The organism is Paucibacter sp. TC2R-5, from assembly GCF_025717605.1.
Taxonomy (GTDB): Bacteria; Pseudomonadota; Gammaproteobacteria; order Burkholderiales; family Burkholderiaceae_C; genus Paucibacter_A; species Paucibacter_A albus.
On the sequence record NZ_JAJIRQ010000015.1, the window covers coordinates 8,015 to 29,654 of the forward strand.

Genomic DNA, 21,640 nt, shown 5'->3' on the forward strand with positions numbered 1-21,640 from the left:
TGCAGATGGCACTGGCCCGGTAAAGAACAGATGGAGACGACGAAATGAATGCAATCGAACCGATCTTTGCGAACCTTCGTGCCAAGTTCAAGGCCGCCGCGCGCGGTGAAAAACTGCCCTTCCGCCGCACGCTGATTGCCGAATCGCTGGAAAAGCGCGTGCTGCTGGCGGCCGACCCGCTGTCGGTGGCCCGGGTCACCGGCAGCATCGACAGCGCGGGCGAGGTCGATCATTTCACCTTCCATCTCGACAGCGCGGCGCGGTTGTCCTTCGACAGCCTGATCGAAAACGGCAATCTGCACTGGAACCTCAGCGGCCCGTCGGGGGCCATCGTCAGCAACGAGTATTTCCGCGCGCTCAGCGGCAACGGCGGCAGTTACGCGCCGCTCGATCTGGCGGCCGGCGACTACACGATCGACGTCAACGGTCAGGGCGACACGACCGGGGCCTACGACATGCGCCTGCTCGACTTGGCCCGCGCCACGCCGATCGCGCTGGAAACGCCGGTCACCGGCAGCTTCGACGCCAACGCCGAGACCTTGGCCTTTGTGTTCGACGGCACGGCCGGCGACCGGCTGTTCCTGGACATCACCCAGAACGCCGGCACCTACCTGCGCGTCTACGACCCCTATGGCCAGCAGATCAACAGCGGCTACGGCGATTACTACAGCAACACCCTGCCGACCCTGGCCTACACCGGCCGCTACACCGTGCTGCTCGACAGCCAGGCGGCGACGGGCGCGGGCTACGGCTTCAGCCTGCATCGCAGCGTCTCGCCGGTGCAGGAGCTGGGCAGTTGGAGCGGCGCGGCGCTGCCGGTGAGCGGCACGCTTTCCGGCCCGCAGGACACGGCGGTGATCCACTTCACGCTGGCGACCGACCGCACGGTGGCGCTCGATTCGCTGACCGGCAACGACCAGATGCTGCTGTCCCTGATCGGCCCGAACGGCGGCGTGGTGATCGATGCCAATGGCCAGTCCATCAGCAACCGTGCCCTCAACAGCTATGTCGACTACGGCTACTACGGCAGCAGCTTCGCCAACTTGAAGGCCGGCAACTACACCTTGACCATCACCGGCAACGGCGGCACGACCGGGGCCTATGCCCTGCAACTGCTGGACGTGGCCGCCGCCACCGTCATCAGCAAGGGCGCGGTCGTCAGCGGGCAGCTCTCGCCCGCCAACAGCCTGCAGATCTACCAGTTCAGCGCGACGGCCGGCGACAACATCAATTTCGACGCGCTGAGCACCGGCCCCGGTTCGCCCAACGTCAAACTGCTCGACCCTTCCGGCCGCTACATCACCTGGGCCTCCAGCTTCTACGACCTCAACAACCTGAGCCTGGCCAGCACGGGCGTCTACACCCTGTTCGTGTCCGGCGAAGACTACCGTGACGCCGTCAACTACGGCCCCACTGACTACAGCTTCCAGCTGGTCGACAACGGCAACACGCCGGTCGTGCTGCCGGTGGGCACGCCCATCAATCTGGGCGATGTCCAGGTGGGCAGCCTGGCCGGGCTCGGCGACACCCAGGTCTACAACTTCACGCTCAGCGAAGACAAGACGATTTATTTCGATCCGGAATCGGTGCCGGCCGACTACTACACCTATTGGTCCCTGCAGGGGCCACGCGGCGTCGAGGTCACCGATTCGCACTTTGGCTGGTACGGCGAGGAGGGCGCGCGCGTGCTCAAGCTCGTCGCCGGCAGCTATGCGCTGACCGTCCGCTCGGCCAATGCAGCCTCGCCTGAATTCAGTTTCCGCCTGGTCGACCTGGCCGCCGCGACGGCCCCATTGGCGCTCAACACCGACACCGCCGGCCAGCTCAGCCCAGGCAGCGCTGCTGCCGCCTACAGCTTTGACGCCACCGCCGGCCAGCATGTGTTCTTCAAGGCCACCAACACCGACAACGGTGGTCTGCGCTGGCGGCTGCTGGGGCCGGACGGCAACGAGGTGGTGGGCAACACCGGTTGGGGCGATTGGGAAAGCAATCTCGCCAGCAGCGGCAAGTACACCGTGCTGATCGAGGGCTACAACAGCATCGGTGCCGCGCCGATCAACTACCGCTTCGGCATCTACTCGGCGGCCAACAAGCAGGCTGTGTATGACCCGGCCGCCAGTTCGGGCCTGTCCCCGCAGTGGACGAGCGACGGCGCGCAGGCCGCGCTGGCCTTCAACGCCCAGACCGATGTTATCGTCACCGCCAACCCGGCGCTGAACCTGAGCAACGATGTCAGCTTCCAGACCCGCGTCAAGATCGATGCTTTTGACCAGACTTGGCAGTCCATCGTCTACAAAGGTGGCAGCACCACCAGTGGCGGTGACCGCAGCTACAGCTTGTGGCTCAACGCCAATGGCAGCCTCGACCTGAGCACTTCGGATCAATACGGCGAGCTGCAGCTGAGCAGCCCGGTGGGGTCGATCCAGGCCGGGCAGTGGTACGACATCGTCGGCGTGATCGACCGCACCAACAGCAAGCTGCGCATCTACATCAATGGTGCCCTTGCCGCTTCGGGTGATCTGCGCACGATTTACGGCGGTGCCAAGGTGCAGGACACGCCGCTCTACCTCGGCCGCTCCTACGAAGGCTGGGGCCAGGACGACGGACAGTTGCGCGGCGCGATGAGCGAGTTCCGGCTCTGGGACACGGCACTGACCGCGACCGACGTGAGCGGCCTGCAAGGCACGCCGCCGAGCGCCGCCGACCCCCACCTCAAGGCCTGGCTCAAGTTCGACGAAGCGGCCGGTGCCACCTTGGCCGATGCCTCGGCCAGCGGCCTCAGCGCCCGCGTCCACAACCGCTTCGAGGGCCTCACCGGCGTGGCCGCCGGGACCATTGACGTGCCCGGCCAGACCTTTACCTACACGCTGAGCCTGCCCGAGGCCAAGACCTTCTATCTCGACTCGCTGACCGGTATTTCATCGAACAACGGCTACTACCCGTTCAATCTGCAGATCAGCGGCCCGCGCACCGGCTTCAACGAGAACCTGACCTATTTCTACAACCGGCTGATCACCCTGCCGGCCGGCGACTACACGATCACCGTCGATGGCAATGGCCGCCCGACCGGCCCGTTCGCCTTCCGCCTGATCGACACGGCCGTGGCGCAACATTTCACGTTCGGCGATGCCGTCAGCGGCGACCTGAATCCTGGTGATACGGCCAAGCTCTACAGCTTCGATGCCACGGCCGGGGATGCGGCCTATTTCTACAGCCTCGGGGCCAGCGGCTTCAACCCCGCCTGGCGGCTGATCGACCCCTTCGGCCGCGAGGTGTTCGGCCGCACCGGCCTCGCCGACCGCGACACGACCACGCTGGCCTACACCGGCCGCTATCTGCTGATCGTCGATGGCGACTACGGCAACAACGACCAGTCCAGCCATTTCAGCTTCCGGCTGAACAACGTCACGCCGACGACGACCCAGACCTTTGACATCGCCGTTGGCCTCGACGCGGGCGTGCAACGTACCGCGGGCCAAGCCAGCGGAGCCGTGCTGCTCAGCGACGCGCAATACATCGAAATCCCCAACACCCCGGCCACCAACGCGACCGGCTCCTTCACCATCGAGACCAGCTTCAAGATCGACCAGAACACGGTTGGCTCCTGGATCCCGCTGCTGACCAAGACGACCGCCGATGCGCTGCGCCAGTACGGCTTGTTCATCAACCGCGACGGCCGCATGCATCTGGGCAGCTACCCGGACAACAGCCAGGGCTATAGCTATGTCGAGACCGCCTCCGGCCTCGTCACGGCCGGGGTCTGGCACAAGGTGGCGGCGGTGTTTGACCGCGCCAACAGCCAAATGCGCCTTGTGCTCGACGGCGTGACCGTCGCCACTGGTTACCTCAATCCCGAGGCGGCGGTCAGCCTGGCCGACCCGCTGCGCCTGGGCTACAACACCGAGGGCTATGACTTCTACGGCTACCAGGTCCAGGCCGACCAACTGAGCCTGTGGGACAAGGCGCTCAGCACGGCCGAGGTGGCCGCGGCCGACGCGACCACCCTGACCGGCAGCGAGGCCAATCTGGCCGGCCTGTACTGCTTCGACGAAGCCAGTGGCACGGCGCTGACCGATGCCAAGGGCGGTGCGGCGGGTGCCATCGTGCGCCTGGCCAGCCGCGTCCCGGGTCTGGTGACCGGCCGCATCAACGGGCCGGGCCAGACCCAGAGCTACCAGTTCACCTTGGCCGCCGACACGCAGGTCTATTTCGACAGCCTGACCCGCCGCGGCGACATCCGCTGGAGCCTGACCGGCCCGACCGTCTCGACCAGCGACAGCTACTATTACGGCGATTCGACCGATTCGCACGGCTTGATGAATCTGGCCGCCGGCACCTACACCTTCAAGGTCGATGCCGACAACGCCGCCATCGGCGACTACATGTTCCGCCTGCTCAATGTGGCGGGGGCCACCACCATCGCGCTCGACCAGACGGTCAACGGTCATCTGGATCCCGGCCAGGTGGCGCAGATCTTTCACTTCGATGCGACGGCCGGCCAGCAGCTGTATTTCGACACCCTCAGCGCCACCAGCGTCTCGCCCGCCTGGCGGCTGATCGACCCGAGCGGCGCAGCCGTGTTCGGCGTCAACTCCTTTGGCGACCGCGACACCACCACCTTGTCGCGCAGCGGCACTTACACCCTGATCGTCGAGGACTACGGTCCCTCCGGCCAGCGCAACCCGGCGCGCGACTACAGCTTCAATTTGCGCACGGTCAGCAACGCCACGACGCCGCTGACCCTGGGCGTCAGCCAGTTCCGGCCGCTGCAATGGACGGCCGGGCCGGTGCTCGGCGAGACGGCGGTCAAGTTCGATGGCGGCAATCAGTTGCTCAGCGACCCTTCGGCCGCGCTCGACCTGACCGGCGACTTCACCGTCGAGGCGATGGTCAAGGTCGATGCCTTCGGCAACAGCTGGACGCCGCTGATCCATCGCGGCAGCAACAGCGGCAGCCAGCAGACCTTCGGCCTGTACCTGGGCAGCAGCGGCCAGGTCAATCTCGACTCCAACTGGCAGGGCAATTTCTGGAACATCGGCAGCGCCTACGGTGCCATCCAGCCGGGCCAGTGGTATCGCGTCAGCGCCACCGTCGATCGCACGGCCGGCGTGGCCCGCATCTTCGTCAACGGGGTACAAGTGGCGTCCGGTGCCATCGACACGCGGGCGGCGCTCAGCCTGCCCGACGCGCGCCTGCATGTGGGCTCAAGCGACATGAATGACGGCTCGCGCGGCGAACTGCTCGGGGCCGTGTCCGACGTGCGGGTCTGGAGCACCGTGCGCAGCGCGGCCGACATCGCCGCCAGCGCCAACCAGACCCTCGACGGCAGCCAGGCGGGCTTGCTCGTCAACTTGGCGCTCGACGAGGGCACGGGCAGCGCGCTGGCCAACACCGGCTCGCTCGGTGCGGCCCTGCACATGGCCGATGTAAGCCTGTACTCGACCACGCCCAGCACCGTCGTCGAAGGCCGTATCAGCCAGATCGGCAGCACCCAGACCTACACCTTCACCGCCGCCGCCGATGGCCGCATCGCGTTTGACGGCCTGACGCCGGACAGCCGCATCACCTGGTCTCTCGCCACGCTCGACGGCGCGGTGATCGACAACTTTGGTCAGAACCTGACCAACCGCACGCTGCGTGATTCCGATGCCTACAGCCGCGTCGCGTTCTTCGTCAAGGCCGGGCAAAGCTACCGCCTGACGGTCGACGCCAATGGCGATGTGACCGGCAATTTCGCCTTCCGCCTGGCCAATTTTGCCGATGCCCAGGTCATCGCCTACGACACGCCGACGACCTGGACGCCCGACCAGGCGCGCACGACCGGCGTGTTCGCCTTTGACGCCACGGCGGGTGATCAGGTCATCTTCGACCGCATCAACTACACCGACACCCGGCCCATCACCCGCATCTACGACCCGGCCGGGCGTGATATCTTCAGCGGAGACTTCTATTACGACTCGAACCAGTACACCGGCGGCTCGCTGAAACTCACGCTGACCGGCCGCTACACCGTGCTGCTAGAGGGACAGATCGACTCGCGGGGCCAGCAGCAGCAGAGCTTCCAGATCCAGAAGACGGGCTTCGTCGCGCCACCTGCCTTGCCGGTGGGCACGCCGGTCAGCTTCGTCAATGGCGTGGCCCAGATCGATGCGTCCATCACCGCCGTCGACACGCCGCAGGTCTTCAGCTTCAACCTGCCGACCGCGCGGCGCATCTACATCGACCAGCTCAACGGGGCCAACCAGTACTACAACTATTGGACGCTGACCGGCGCGAACGACGTGATTGACAGCCGGGTGAGCTACAGCACCGACAGTGACCAGCACCTCTCCTACTACGACCTGCCGGCGGGCGACTACACCATCTCCTTGTCCACGCCTTACGACTGGGCCCTGGGGGCGACCAGTTACCGGCTGATCGACACCGCCGCTGCCGCCCTGCCCATCGTGCTGGACACGCCCATCACCGGCACGCTCAACCCGGCCACCAGCACCCAGGTCTATCAATTCGACGGCACGGCGAATGACCGGCTGTTCTTCAACACCACCTCGCAAAGCGGCATGAACGCCTACTGGCGGCTGATCCACGCCGATACCGGCGCGGTCGTCGCGGGCAACGACTTCGGCAGCAACCTCGATGGCGTGGTGCTCAGCCGCACGGGCAGCTATCTGCTGGAGCTGGCCGGGCGCTACTACGCCGGTGGCGGCGTCGGCAGCTATGGCTTCACCGTCAGCAAGAGCAGCGACACCACCCAGGCGCTGACCCTGGGTACCACCGTCAACAGCAGCCTCGCCAAGCCCGGCGACACCCAGCGTTACAGCTTCAACCTGGCGACCTCGAGCAAGCTGCTGTTTGACGAGCTCTCGTCGCGCGAAGGCCTGGTCTGGCGCGTGCTGGACCATGACGGCGTCTCCGTCTTCGGCGACCGTCCGACCAATGACTATGGCTATTACTACTACAACCGGGTCGACCTCGCCGCCGGCGACTACACGCTGGTGATCGACGGCAGCAACAACACGGTGGGCGACTTTGCCTTCCGCCTGTTGAACCTCAGCAGTGCCACGACCATCACCCCGGGCACGGCAGTCAGCGGCCAGCTGGCCCCGGCCAGCGAGGCCGACATCTACCAGTTCCAGGCGACGGCCGGCGACAGCTATTTCTTCGACATGCTGGGCTATAGCGGCGGCAACGGACTGTGGAACTTGCTCGACCCCTATGGCAACAACGTCTTCGCGCCGACCTATCTGAACGACCAAGGCACACGCACGCTGGCCTACACCGGCACTTACACCCTGCTGATCGAGGGCTATCGGGGCGATGGCGGCACGCCGACCTACAGCTTCAACGTCACACCGGTCGTCAACCAGGCCCCGGTGGCCCTGTCCATCGGCGTGCTGCCCGGGCCCAATCTGGTCGTGCAGGACCTGGCCGTCGTCGGGGCCGATGCCAGCGGCATTCACTCCGGCGGCAGCCTGGCCGTCAGCTGGACCAGCGCCAACACTGGCGACCGCGACGTGACCGCGCCCTTCCAGGAGCGTGTGATCGTCAAGAATGCGGCCGGTGAGACCCTGGTCAACCAGCTCGCAGCCTATGACGTGGCCACCGCCGGCGCCATCCTGGCGGGCACCGGCCGCGCCCGCAGCGCCACCGTCAGCCTGCCCGCCGGTGAACGCGGCGCGGGCCTGCTCACCATCAGCGTGATCACCGATGTGACGAACTCGGTGGTCGAATCCGGGGCTACGGGCGAGAGCGACAACAGCGCCAGCACCCAGGTCACCTCGACCCTGCTGATCTACCCCGACCTGACCGTTGCCAATATCGCCCTCACGCCGTCCAGCGGCCTGGCCGGCGGCGATCAGGCCAGCGTCTCCTGGCGCATCAACAACAGCGGCGAACAGGCCACCACCGGGGCCTGGAGCGACCACGTGGTTGTGCGCAATGTTTCCACCGGCGAGGTCGTGTTCGACCAGACCACCCGCGTCGACGCCGCCTCGGCCGCCGTCGCTGCGGGCGGCGGCATCGACCGCCAGATCGCCTTCACCTGGCCCACCGGCAGACGTGGCAGCGGGCAGTTCCAGGTCACCGTCAGCACCGATGTGCTGGGCGATGTGGCCGAGTACAACGCCAGCGACACTGGCGAGACCAACAACAGCGCCAGCATCAGCCTGACCAACGCGCCCGATCTGGTCGTCGCCAATTTGCAGGTGCTCGACAGCGCACCGCAATCCGGCGATACCTTGCATCTGCAATGGACGCTCAGCAATGACGGCAACGCCGCCACGCCTCAGGGCTGGTTCGACCGCGTGCAGATCGTCAACACGATGACCGGCGAGACGATCACCAACGTCGATGTGGCCTATGACCCGGTCGCCGTCACCGGCGCAGCGCTGGCTGCAGGCGACGCCGTGCTGCGCACATTCAACGTCAAGCTGCCGGCCGGACTGCGCTCGGTCGGCGATCTGCGCATCACCGTCACCGCCGACCAGAACGCCTCCGGCGCTTCGTTGATCCCCGAGAGCGACGAGGGCAACAACGCCAGCAGCGTGCTTGTCCACGTGACGACCAAGCCCGCGCCCAATTTGGTGGCGACGAGCCTGACCGCGCCGACCACCCAGCGCAGCGGCGATGCCGCGCACTTCAGCTTCACGGTCAGCAACGTCGGCAATGCCGCGACCGATGCGAGCAACTGGGTCGATCGCCTGGTGCTCAGCCGCGACGCCATCATCGGCAATGGCGACGACGTCGTCATCGCCACCGTTCCGCACAGCGGCGCGGTGGCCGCAGGCGGCAGCTACAGCAGCACGCTCGACGCCATCATTCCGGCGGGCCTGGACGGCAATTACAGCTTCGCCCTGGTGACCGACGCATTCAACGCCGACACCGAGCCCGACACCCGGGCCGACAACACCTCGGCCCTGCAGCCGGTCCTGCTGACCGCCTACCACGCCGACCTGCAATCGGCCTTCACCGTCGTGCCCGCCAACGCCACCGGCGGCAGCACGATGTCGGTCTCCTGGCATGTCGACAACAACGGTGACGCGACGACCAATGGCAGCTTCTGGTACGACCAGGTCTGGCTGACCAACAACGGCGTGCTCGACGTCAACGCCGTGTCGCTGGGCTACTTCGGCCACAACGGGGCGCTGGGCGTCGGCCAGGGCTATGACGTGACGCAGCAGATCAGCGTCCCCAACGGGATCACCGGCGCGAAGCAGTTGATCGTCATGACCGACGCCTTCAACTACATCTTCGAGAGCCGCTTCGACGGCAATAACGCGGCCGTGTCGCAGACCACGGTGACCTTGAGCAGCGCACCGGCCGTCGATTTGCGCGTGCAGGACATCACCTCGCCGACGCAGATGCAGGCCGGCGAGTTGCAGACGGTGTCCTGGCGCGTGCGCAATGCCGGTGCTCCGGAAGGCACGGCACGCCAGCCCTGGGTCGACCAGCTCTATGTGTCGCGCGACGGCACGCTGAATCCTGCAACCAGTGGCGCCGTCTACCTCGGCGCGGTCACCCGCACGGCCGAGTTGACCGGCGGCAGCACCTATGAGGCCAGCCTGCAATTCGGCGTGCCCGATCTGGGCGACGGCGACTGGCGCTTTGTCGTCGTCACCGATGCAGCCAACCAGGTCTACGAGACCGGCGCGGCCGATGCCGAGACGGCCAACAGCAGCTTCAGCGCCGTCAGCACGGTGCGCCACCCCGATCTGCGGCCGACCAATCTGGCCGTCACCCCCCTGGTCGGCGGCCAGCCCGGCACCTTGAGCTGGACGGTGCAGAACCAAGGCACGGGCGCGGTCAATGGCTCGTGGGTCGAGCGCGTCTATCTGTCGTCCGACGCCACGCTCGACGGGGCCGACACCTACCTCGGCCAGCTGACCGTCAGCGGCGGCCTGGCGGCTGGGGCGTCGAGCCCGCAAAGCCTGACGATCACGCCGCCGCTGGCTGCCGTCGGCAACTACCGCATCTTTGTCGTCAGCGATGCCGACAACAGCGTGCGCGAGGTCGGCTTCGAGGGCAATAACAGCGCCAGCGTCATTGCCAGCGTGGCCGCGGCACCGCTGCCCGATCTGCAAGTCAGCGCCGTGGCGGCCCCGGCCAGCGGCCTGGCCGGCCGCACGGTCGACGTGAGTTGGACCACGAGCAATGCCGGCAACCTCGCCGCCACCGGCGGCTGGAGCGAGCAGGTCTACCTCTCCAGCGACAACGCCATCGGCGGCGACCAGTTGCTGGGCACCTTCTACTACGCCTCCAACAACATCGCCCCGGGCGGCAGCTATGCCCGCACCGCGGTCGTCACCCTGCCGGCCAACGCGGCGGCGGGCGACTACAAGCTGGTGGTGCGCGTCGATGCCGGCAATGCCGTCACCGAGCAAGATGAGCTGAACAACGCCGCCATCGCCGCGGCCCCCATCAACATCGGCGCGGCCCTGAGCCTGAGCCTGGGTGCGCCCACGATCGGCGAGGCCGCAGGTGCCGGCGCCTACACCGGCACCGTGCAGCGCAGCGGGGCCACCGACGCGCCGTTGACCGTGCAGCTTGCCGCCAGTGCAGCGGGTCTGAATCTGCCCGCCAGCATCACCCTGCTGGCCGGGCAGACCAGCGCGAGCTTCAGCTACGGGGCCATCGACAACGGCCAGGTCGATGGCGACCGCGACCGCACGATCAGCGCCTCGGCCACCGGCTTCGCGCCGGTGCAGGCGGCGGTGCGCATCATCGACAACGACACGCCGACCTTGAGCTTCAGCGCGCCCGTCACCACCATCGACGAGGGCTATGGCCCGCTCACCGTCACCGTCACCCGCAACACCGACACCACGGCCGCGATGACTGTGGCGATCACCAACAGCAAGACCTACAAGCTCACCTCGCCCGATAGCGTCGTCATCGCCGCCGGGGCCAGCAGCGCGACCTTCACCGTCACCCCGGTCAATGACACGGTGGCCGAGGGCAACCGCAGCACCGACCTGACCGGCACCGCCGGCGGCTTCACCAGCGCCGGCCTGCGCGTCGACATCATCGACAACGACATCCCCGGCATTACGCTGGACCTGTCCAGCGCCGTTGTCTCCGAGGCCGGCGGCGTGACCGCCACGCGAGGCATCCTGACCCGTTCCACCGTCACCGACAACACGCTGACCGTCGGCATCAGTGCCGACGCGGCGCGCGTGCGCATCCCCAACTACGTCACCTTCGCCGCCGGGGCAGCCTCGGTGGAGTTCGACCTCACCATCCTGCAAAACAATGCCGCCGACGGCGATCACGCCGTGCGCATCGGCGCAGCCGTGGTCGACTCGTTCAGCGGCGCGCCGCTGCCCGGCACCCGGGTCGAGAAGATGCTGCTGGTCACCGATGACGACGGCCCGACCCTGACCTTGTCGATCGACCGCAATGTGATCGCCGAGGCCGCCGGTGCCGGGGCTGCCACCGCCACCCTGACCCGCAACACCCCGGCCACCAGCGATCTGATCGTTCACCTCAGCTCGACCGACACCAGCGAGGCGACGGTGCAGGCGACCCTGGTCATTCCGGCCGGTCAGCAGTCGATCACCTTTGCCGTCAACGCGCTGCAGGACGGCATCCAGGACGGCACGCAGAACGTCTCCATCATTGCCGCCGCCGATGGCTTCAACAGTGGCAATGTCGGCCTGCAAGTGACCGACCGCGAGCTGGCCGACCTGCAGGTCGCCAGTATCAACACCCCGGCCTCGGCCGTCGCCGGTACGACGATGAGCCTCTCCTGGACGGTGCAGAACGCCGGCTATGGCGATGCCAGCGGCGGCTGGACCGACAACGTCTACCTGTCCAACGACAGCGTGCTGTCCGGTGACGACCAACTGGTCGGCAGCTTTGCCGGCAGCACGCCGCTGACCCTGGGCACCAACTACACCCGCAGCATCAGCGTGGGCCTGGGCGCCAAGGTCGGCGAGATGTGGGCCTTTGTCGTCACCGACAGCGGCAATAGCGTGACCGAGCTGACCGAGGGCAACAACACGCGCTCGACCTCGGTCATCGTGACGCCGCCCTATACCGCCAGCGTGCACACCGACGCCGAGCAGATCACCCAGGGCACGCCGGTGCTGATGAGCGGTCAGACGCTCAATGTGGCGACGGGTGTGCCCAAGCCCTTTGTGCCGGTCTCCATCAAGGTGACGACCGGCAACACCACCCGCACCCTGATCGCCGTAGCCGACCGCGACGGCAATTTCAAGGCCACCTTCACGCCGCTGGCCGGTGAGGCGGGCCATTACACGATCGCAGCGGTCTACCCTGGCGTGATCGATTACACACCGCAAGACGCATTCGACATCATCGGCATAAAGGTCGATGGCGGCATCAGCGCCAGCTTGATCCCCGGCCAAACGCAGACCGGCTTGCTTACCCTGACCAATCTGAGCGGCATCGCGCTGCACAACGTGCACGCCAGCGTGCCGGCCCTGCCGCCGGGCGTGACCCTCACCTTCGATCCCGCCGTCACGCTGGACGGCAGCGGCTCGGCCACCATCGGCTACAGCATCACAGCGGCCGCCGACGCGCAGGCACTGGGCGGCAATGCGCCCATCACCATCTCCAGCGACGAGGGCGCGCACGCCGACACGAGTCTGAGAGTGTCCGTCAACCCGCTGCACGCCAATCTGGTCAGCAACCCCGGCTCGCTCAGCGCGGGCATGTTGCGCGGCCATCAGAACCAGGTCAGCTTCGAGGTGGTCAACACCGGCGGTGCGGCCACCGGCCCGCTGATCGTGCAGCTGCCGCCCGACACACCCTGGCTGACGCTCAGCTCCACCGCCACGATTGCCAGCCTCGCGCCGGGCGAGCGCACCGTCATCACCCTGCTGCTGTCGCCGGGCGCGGATCTGCCGCTGGCCATCTATCAGGGCGCTATCAATGTGGTCGGGGCCAGCACCTTCGTGACCGAGTCGTTCCGCTTCCGCGCGGTGTCCGAGGCGATCGGCGACGCCAAGGTCACCGTCACCGACGAGTACACCTATTTCGCCGCCGACAAGCCCAATCTGGCCGGGGCGACGGTGCAGCTGCTCGACGTCTACACCTATGACGTGGTGGCGACGGCGACGACCGACGCCAGCGGCGTCATCAACTTCACCGGCATTGCCGAGGGCACTTACGCCCTGCAGGTCAGCGCGAGCCAGCACGACAGCGTGCGCTCGACCGTCCACATCACCCCGGGCGGGCTTGACGCGCAGGAGGTCTTCCTCCACCGCCAGGCCGTCACCTACACCTGGACGGTGGTGCCGACCGAGATCGCCGACCATTACCGCATCGTGCTGGAGTCGACCTTCCAGACCGAGGTGCCGATGCCGGTCGTCACCATCGACGACCCCTTCATCATGCCCTGGGTCTTCCCCGACCAGCTGACGCAATTCAACATCACGCTGCGCAACCACGGCCTGATCGACGCCACCCATGTGTCGATCAACGTGCCCCAGAACGACCCGAACTACATCATCACGCCGCTGATCAGCGAGCTGCCGGTGCTGGCCGCCAAGAGCGAGGCGACCATCCCCTGCACGATCACGCTGCGGCCCGGCTCGCCGCGCTATCTGGCGGCCCTGGCCGGCAATGTGCAGACCGTCGGCGCGGTCGACGCGATTGCCGGCTGCCTGGGCATCGACGCGGTCTACACCTATGTCTGTCTAAACAATGTCTGGCAGAAAGTCAGCATGCAGCTGGTGGCCGTCGATGGCTGCCCGGACAGCCTCAAGGGCGCGGCCGGCTCGGTCATCAAATACCTCGAGAAAAAGGGTGCGGGCAATCTGCTGACCGCCGGTTGCGACGTCATTTCCGCCGCCCTGCAATGCGCGGGCTTCAAACTGACCGCCTGCGAAAACGCCTTGCTGACCACCGCCTGCGCGGCCGGTGTCGGCGCGCTTGAAGGCGGGCCGGTCGGCGCGCTGGGCGGTGCCCTGGGCAACTGGGCCGACATCCTCGCCTGCCTATGCACTTTGGGTGGCAGCGGCGGTGGCAGTGGCGGCAGCAGCGGCGGCGGCGGCAGTGGTGATGGCTGGTACTTCGGCGGAAGCGGCGGCGGCCCGGGCTCGCCCTACACCACGCCGATCGACTACACCGTGCCGCAAACCGGCTGCGCCACCCCCGCGCCCGGCAGCGCCGACGGCGTCAGCACCCAGGCCAGCGGCGCGGTCTGTGCCCAGGTGCGCCTGCGCATCGAGCAGCAGGCTGTCATAACCCGCACCGCCTTCCTTGGCACCTTGGAGATCGACAACGGCCATGCCGATATGGATCTCGACGATGTGCGCCTGACCCTGGACATTCGCGACGCCGATGGCAATGCGGCGAATGACAAATTCGTCATCCGCGGCCCGGTAATGAGCAATATCACCGTCAATGCGGACGGCACTTGCAGCATCAAGCGCAGCACCAACGGCACCTTCCAGTACACCTTCGTGCCCAAGGACAGCGCCGCGCCGGACGTGGCCACCGTCTACTCGATGGGCGGCGTGCTGCACTACATCGACGGCGGCCAGCTGGTCAATGTGCCCCTGCTGCCCGCGCGCATCACCGTCCAGCCCGAGGCCAAGCTCAATCTCGACTACTTCTGGCAGCGCGACGTGATCGGCGACGACCCCTTCACCGACATCGTCGAAGCCTCCGAGCCCTTTGCCCTGGGGCTGCAGGTCACCAACGTCGGCAAGGGCGGTGCGGGCGACCTGACGATCACCTCGGCCCAGCCGCAGATTGTCGAGAACGAGAAAGGCCTGCTGGTCGACTTCAAGATCATCAGCTCGCAGATCGGTGCGCTGGCCAGCACCCCTTCGCTGACGGTCGACCTGGGCAATATCGCCCCCGGCGGCATCCAGTCGGCGCAGTGGAACCTGACCTCCAGCCTGCAAGGCCATTTCAAGGACTTCTCGGCCCGCTTCGAGCATCTGGACGACAACGGCGACCTCAGCACCTCGCTGATACAGAAGGTCACCATCCACGAGCTGACCCATGTGGTCAAAGTGAGTTCGCCGATCGATGACCACATCCCCGACTACCTGGTCAACGATGTGCCCGATGACGGCAACCTGCCCGACACGCTGTACATGAGCACCGGCGGGCAGGCGGCGGTCTCGCAGGCCAGCAATGCAAGCATGAGCGGTGGCGGTCTGACCCGCACGCTGACGGCCGATATGGGCACCGGCTGGGCCTACCTGAGCGTGCCGGACGCCTTGCCCGGCTACGAGCTGGTCAGCATCGTCCGCTCCGACGGCAAGGTGCTGGCCCCCAGCGGCGGCACCGTCTGGCGCAGCAACCGCACCTTCCACGCCAATGAGGCGGGGGCGACCAACGAGAACCTGATCCACCTGTTCGACAAGGACAGCACCGGCAGCTACACCTTCAAGTTCGCCATCGTCGACCATATCGCGCTGACCCTGACCCAGCTCTCCGGCATCGCCGCGGGCGTGCAGACGGCCGCCGTCGATGCGGTCGACATGACCTTCAGCGAGTTGATCGACGACACGACCTTGACCCCGGCCGACCTGCATCTGACGCTTGACGGCGTCGCGCAGAGCCTGCCGCCCGACCTGACGATTGCCTATGTCAGCGGCAACACCTGGCGCGTCACCGGCCTGGCAGCCGTCACCGGCAGCGACGGCAACTACGCGCTAACGGTCGATGCCCATGGCGTCACCGATCTGGCCACTAACGCGGGCACCAACAGCCAGACGATTGCCTGGGCGATGGGCGCGAACGCGCCGGTCATCGTCAGCGTGCAGGCCATCGTGCCGGTGCTGCGCAACACGCCGGTCGCCTCGGTCGACGTGGTGTTCTCGCGGGCGATGGATCTCGCCACCGTCGACTGGACCGACCTGCTGCTGACCCGCGACGGCGTCTCGGTCGACTTGAATGCCGGTGTCACCGTCACCACCATTGACGCCAAGACCCTGCGCATCAACGGCCTGGACAGCCTCACCGCGCCCGAGGGCGAATACCTGCTGACCGTGCGCGCAGCCGGCACGGCCGACAGCAACGGCGTGGCCGGTATCGGCAAGCTGGCCAGTGGCTGGCATGTCGACACGCAAGCCCCCGATGTGCAGAGCATCGAGCAGGAGGCGACCAACCCGCGCAACACCGTCGTGCAGGCGCTGGACGTGGTGTTCTCCGAGATGATCGACCCGACCAGCTTCGACTGGCACGACATCACCCTGACCCGCGACGGCAGCGGGCCGAATCTGATCACCAACGAGGTCACCGTCGAGCAGATCGACGCGACCACCTGGCGCATCAAGGGCTTCAACTGGAAAGTCGGCCTGGACGGCACGTACGCCCTGACGGTCAATGGTGCAGGCCTGCGCGACCTGGCCGGCAATGCGGGCGTCGGCTCGGCCACCTCGAGCTGGCTGATGGACATCGTCCGCCCGCTGGGTGCCACCAACCTGCACTTCAGCCCGGACAACGGCATCAGCAACAGCGATGGCCTGACCAACTCCACCCAGGTCGGCCTGAGCGGCATTCTGGCCGAGGCGGGCCTGGCCGTGCGCCTGACCGACCTGACCAATGGCAATGACCTGGGCTATGCCACCGTCGTCAGCAATGACGGGGTCAACACGTTCACCAGCAGCTTCAAGCTCGGCGGCAGCGGCCAGCACAAGATCCGGGTGCGCGTGGTGGATTCGGCCGGCAATCTGGTTGACAGCACGCTTGATGTGTTCGTCGATGCCACCGCGCCGGGCGTCTCGTCCGTCGCGGCCGTCACCCCGGACCCGCCCGCCACGCCGGTCGACAGCCTGGACTTCGCCTTCGACGAGGCGATCGACGCGAGCGGCCTCGACTTCCACGACCTCAGCCTGACCCGCGACGGTGTCGCTGTGCCGCTCGATGCCAGCGTCACCATCACCGCACTGGGCGGCAATGCCTACCGCATCGGCGGCCTCACCGCGCTGACCGGCACGCCTGGCAGCTACAGCCTGACCGTCGCCGCCGCCGGCGTCAGCGACCTGGCCGGCAATGCGGGCGTGGGCAGCAAGACCAGCAGCTGGACGACCTTGGGGGTGCTGCCCACAGGCATCCGCGGCATCGCCTACGAAGACAGCGACGGCAGCGGCAGCTACAACCCGGCCTACTACAACCTGGAGCCCCTGCTGGCCGGCCGCACCGTCTACCTGGACGCGAACGACAACGGCACGCTCGACGCGGGCGAACTCTCGACCACCACCGCCGCCGACGGCAGCTACGCCTTCAGCGACCTGGCCGAAGGCGTCTACAAGGTGCGCACCATCCTGCCGTCCGACTGGCTGCTGACCACCCCGGCGGGCGGCGCTTACACGGTCAATCTGGTGCAGGGCCACACGGTCCACAGTGCCGATTTCGGCAACTTCAACAGCGGCCGCATCAGCGGCATCAAGTTCAATGACCTGAACGGCAACGGCACGCGCGATGACGGTGAGGCGGCCCTGTCCGGCTGGACGGTCTTCCTCGACGGCAATGCCAACGACACGCTCGACGCGGGCGAAGTCAGCCAGGTGACCGGTGCCGACGGCAGCTTTGCCTTCAGCGGTATCGGCCCGGGCACCTTCTCGGTCGGCGAGGTGATCCCGGTCACGCCGGGGGTCACCTGGCAGCGCACCACCCCGGCCGTGCCGTATCACATCCGCAGCGGTTTCGTGATGGTCGCCGACCAGGGCGATGTGCAGCTCGGCCGCATCAGCGGCAGCAAGATCAACGACCTCAACGGCAACGGCCTGCGCGAGGCGGCCGAGCCGGGCATCGAGGGCTGGCTGATCTTCCTGGACGCCAATGGCAACGGCCTGCTCGACGCGGGCGAGACCACCACCTTGACCGACGCTGCGGGCAACTATGAGTTCACCGGCCTGCTGCCTGGCAACTACATCGTGGCCGAGGAGCAGCGCGCGGGCTGGCTGCAAACCACGCCGCTGCCGGCGGCGGCGGGCGTCAGCGTCACCACCGCCAGCTCCGACATCGCGATGGAGGCTGACTGCGCCTGCGGTGCGCAATGGGCCTTGACCACCGGCACGGCGGTGGTCGATTACGGCAAGCTGTCGATGGACACGGCGCTGAAGACCACCGGCATCACCGACCTGCGCGCCCAAGCCCCCTATGCCACGCTCGACGGGCGCGGCACGACGACGGTGGTGATCGACACCGGCATCGACCTGAATCATCCTTTCTTCGGGGCCGACCTGAACGGCGACGGCATCGACGACCGCATCGTCTACCAGTACGACTTTGCCAACGACGACAACGACGCCAGCGACCACCACGGCCACGGCTCCAATGTGGCCAGCATCATCGGCTCGCAGGATTCGCTCTACCGGGGTGTGGCCAGCGGCACCGACCTGATCTCGCTGAAGGTCTTCGACGATGCCGGTCACGGCACCTTCGCCTACCTTGAAAAAGCCTTGCAGTGGGTGATCGCCCACCGCGAGGAGTACCACATCAGCGTGGTCAACCTCTCGCTCGGCGACAACGGCAACTGGACCGACCAGCTCTCGCGTTACGGCATCGGCGACGAGCTGGCCGCGCTGGCGCAGACCGATGTGATCGTGGTCGGCGCGGCCGGCAACAACTATCTGCAGTTCGGCAAGATGGGCGTGGCCTACCCGGCCTCCGACCCGGCCGTGATCGCCGTCGGCGCGACCTGGTCGGCCGACTTCGGCGGGCCGTGGACAGTCTCCACCGGAGCGACCAACTACCGTACCGGGGCCGACGAGATCGCCGCATTCTCGCAGCGCGACACCAAGCTGATGGACACTTTCGCGCCTGGCGCGCGCTTTAACGGCGCGAACGCCAACGGCGGCGTGACGACCATGCAAGGCACTAGCCAAGCGGCGGCCTTTGTGTCCGGCGCGGCGGCGTTGGCCCAGCAAGCCGCGATGCGGGTGCTCGGCCGCGGCCTGACGACCGGCGAATTCGCTGGCATGCTGCGCAGCACCGGCGTCCTCATCATGGACGGCGACGACGAGATCGACAACGTCGCTAACACCGGCCAGAAGTTCCCCCGCCTGGACATGGGCAAGCTGGTCGCCGCCATCAGCCTTCTGAAGGCCCAGCCTGCGCCCACACCCGGCGACGGCACACCCGGCAGCGGCCCCACCGCGCCGCAGACCGCGGCCGCCACCGGCGTTCACAACGTTAATCTGGTCGGCGGCGTCAGCGCGACCGGCCGCGACTTCGGCAACTTCCGCCTTGCCAGCCTGAGCGGCACCGTCTATGACGACGCCGACCTGAGCGGCAGCTTTAACGCCGGTGATGTGGCCCATGGCGACATCACCGTCTACCTCGATGCCAACGGCAACGACGCACTGGACGCCGACGAGCGCAGCGTCGTAACCGGCAGCGACGGGGCCTACAGCTTCACCGAGCTCAAGCCAGGCACCTTGCACGTGCGCTTCGACCTGCCGGCCGGCAAGATGGCCAGCGGCGTGGCGGCGCGCGATGTCGTCATCACTAGCGGCATGGCCGCGACGGCGCAGGACTTCGGGCTCAAATCGTCCAGCGCCGCCCCGGTGGCCCATGACGATGCAGCCAGCACCGATGAAGATCAAGCGGTGATGATCGACTTCGCCGCCAATGACTCGACCGTTGGCTCGCTGGGCGTCGTGTTGAATCTGGGCGCGGTCGCGCATGGCCGACTGGCGCTGCAACAAGACGGCAAGGCGCTTTACACGCCCGATGCCGATTACTTCGGCTCGGACGGCTTCGACTACACGCTGACCGACAACCAGGGCCACCACAGCACGGCCCATGTCGCGGTCACCGTGCGTCCGGTCAACGACGCGCCGACCCTGGCCGCGATCGCCAACCAGAACCTGGCCGAGGGCAGCACGCTGAATCTGACTTTGGCCGCCAACGATGTCGATGACAACGCGCTGACCTACACCCTGTTGCAGGCCCCGGTCGGTGCCAACTTGGACACCAGCGGCCACCTGAGCTGGACGGCGACCGACGTTGCCGCGCCGCAGACCTTCCGAGTGCGGGTCAGCGACCCCGGCGGCCTCAGCGCCACCCAGCAGTTCACCGTCCAGGTCACCCTGGGCAAGCTGGTGGTGACCGGCTTCTCATCCACCACCTGGGGCTTCAACGTCCGCTTCAACGACCAGATCGACCCAGCACTGTTGAACCTCTACGGCACTGCTGCCGCCGATGTAACCATCAGCGGCGCGGCCACCGGCGCGGTCAAGGGTTCACTGGTGCTCGACGACGACGGGCGGGGCTTCAGCTTTGTGCGCACCGGGGCCCAACTGGCGGCCGACAGCTACACAGTGACCATCCGTGGCGCGGCGGACGCGATGAGCAACGCCCGCCGGGGTGCGCTCGACGGCGATACCAATGGCACGGCCGGGGGCAACTATGTGGCGTCCTTTGCCCTTGCACCCGCCCCTGCCGTGCGCCTGCGCCTGCCGGACTTCGCGCGGGGCCCTGGCCAGGCTGCTGACATCGGCGGCGCCGGCAGCGGCCTGCCTATTACCCTAGCCAGCGACGGTACGGTGACCGACCTGCGCCTGCGCCTGCGTGCTGACCCCCACACGCTGACTATCACGCTGATCAACCGCGGGGCCAATCTGCCTACGGACGCCACGCTCACCGTCACCCCGGTGGCGGGCCTAGCCGATCAGTTTGATGTGGTGATCCACCGCGCCACAGCCTTGCCTGCTGGCAGCCTCAAGCTGCTGAGCGTCATCGGCACGGTGCCCACCAGCGCGCGGCTGGGCGATTCGGGCGTTGTGGCAATCGAGCAAGTGATGATCAACGGCGTGGCCGCCACCCTGGCGGGCGATGCAGCGGTCGATCTGGTCGGCTACCTCGGTGATGTCAACTTTGATGGCGAGTACACGGCAGCCGATGTGACCACTGTGCTGCGCATCGGCTCCAACCTGGTCACAAGCCTGCCGCAGATCCCGCGCATCGACCTGACCATCCTAGCCGACGTGGACGGCAGCGGCGCAGTCAATTCGGCCGATGCGGCCCATGTGCTGGCGCGCAGCAAGGCGGCCTCCACGGCCATGATTGCGGCCGTCCCGGTCTTGCCGCCTGCACCACAGCCCGCCGCGCTGTCCGCCGAGCAGCTCAGCGCCAAGACCTCGGCCAGCCTCATTGCCAGCTCGACGGATGCAGCCCCTTCATCACCGCTGATCGATCTGGGCGGCAGTTTCAGCAACTTCAGCCTGAGAGCCGCCACGGCCAAGCCGGTACTGCCGACCGCCAGCCTTCGGATCTTGCCGTCGGCGGTGTCGGCAGGAGCCACCGCTCTATGAGAGCTTCGACAACACGCAGGACAATCTCTGCGCGCTGCACGCGCCCGAGGTAGAGTGATCGGCTCGGGGCTTACACCAGAAAGCCCTCCGATTTCAGTGTGGAGGTCAGCCTGGCGAGGACGCACAAGCAAGGGTTGATCGTTGGCACACGCTCGTTCCCCAGCAACCCGGTTGACGGCCTAACGCTGGCCACGCAACTCGAGCAGACGAACCTCGACATCTATTTGCGTGCGAGACCACGGCCAAAGCCCAACACTGCACGTGGCGGCGACCCAGCGAATCAAAATCAATCGTCCCCTGATCGCCTTCGCCGACCATGCGGCCTGCAAACCGGGCGACCGCTATGGGCATATTCTGTTGAAAAAGTCCTCACCTCGATTAGCTCGAATGCCGTACAA

General features: G+C 66.9%; 1 protein-coding gene and 1 pseudogene. Both read left to right on the plus strand.

The genetic code is table 11. The annotated features are described in order from the left end of the window. The first annotated feature begins 44 nt into the window (after window positions 1-44). Entirely contained in the window at window positions 45-21,242 is a 21,198-nt protein-coding gene (locus LNV08_RS22295; protein WP_263535953.1) for a CARDB domain-containing protein, read from the plus strand. 16 nt (window positions 21,243-21,258) lie between these two features. Further along, a pseudogene (locus tag LNV08_RS22300) lies at window positions 21,259-21,457 on the plus strand (IS5/IS1182 family transposase); the annotation flags it as partial. Window positions 21,458-21,640 lie beyond the last annotated feature (183 nt).

Coding starts and splice junctions, on each gene's coding strand:
- LNV08_RS22295 (WP_263535953.1), top strand. CDS start 45: ATGAATGCAATCGAACCGATCTTTGCGAACCTTCGTGCCAAGTTCAAG.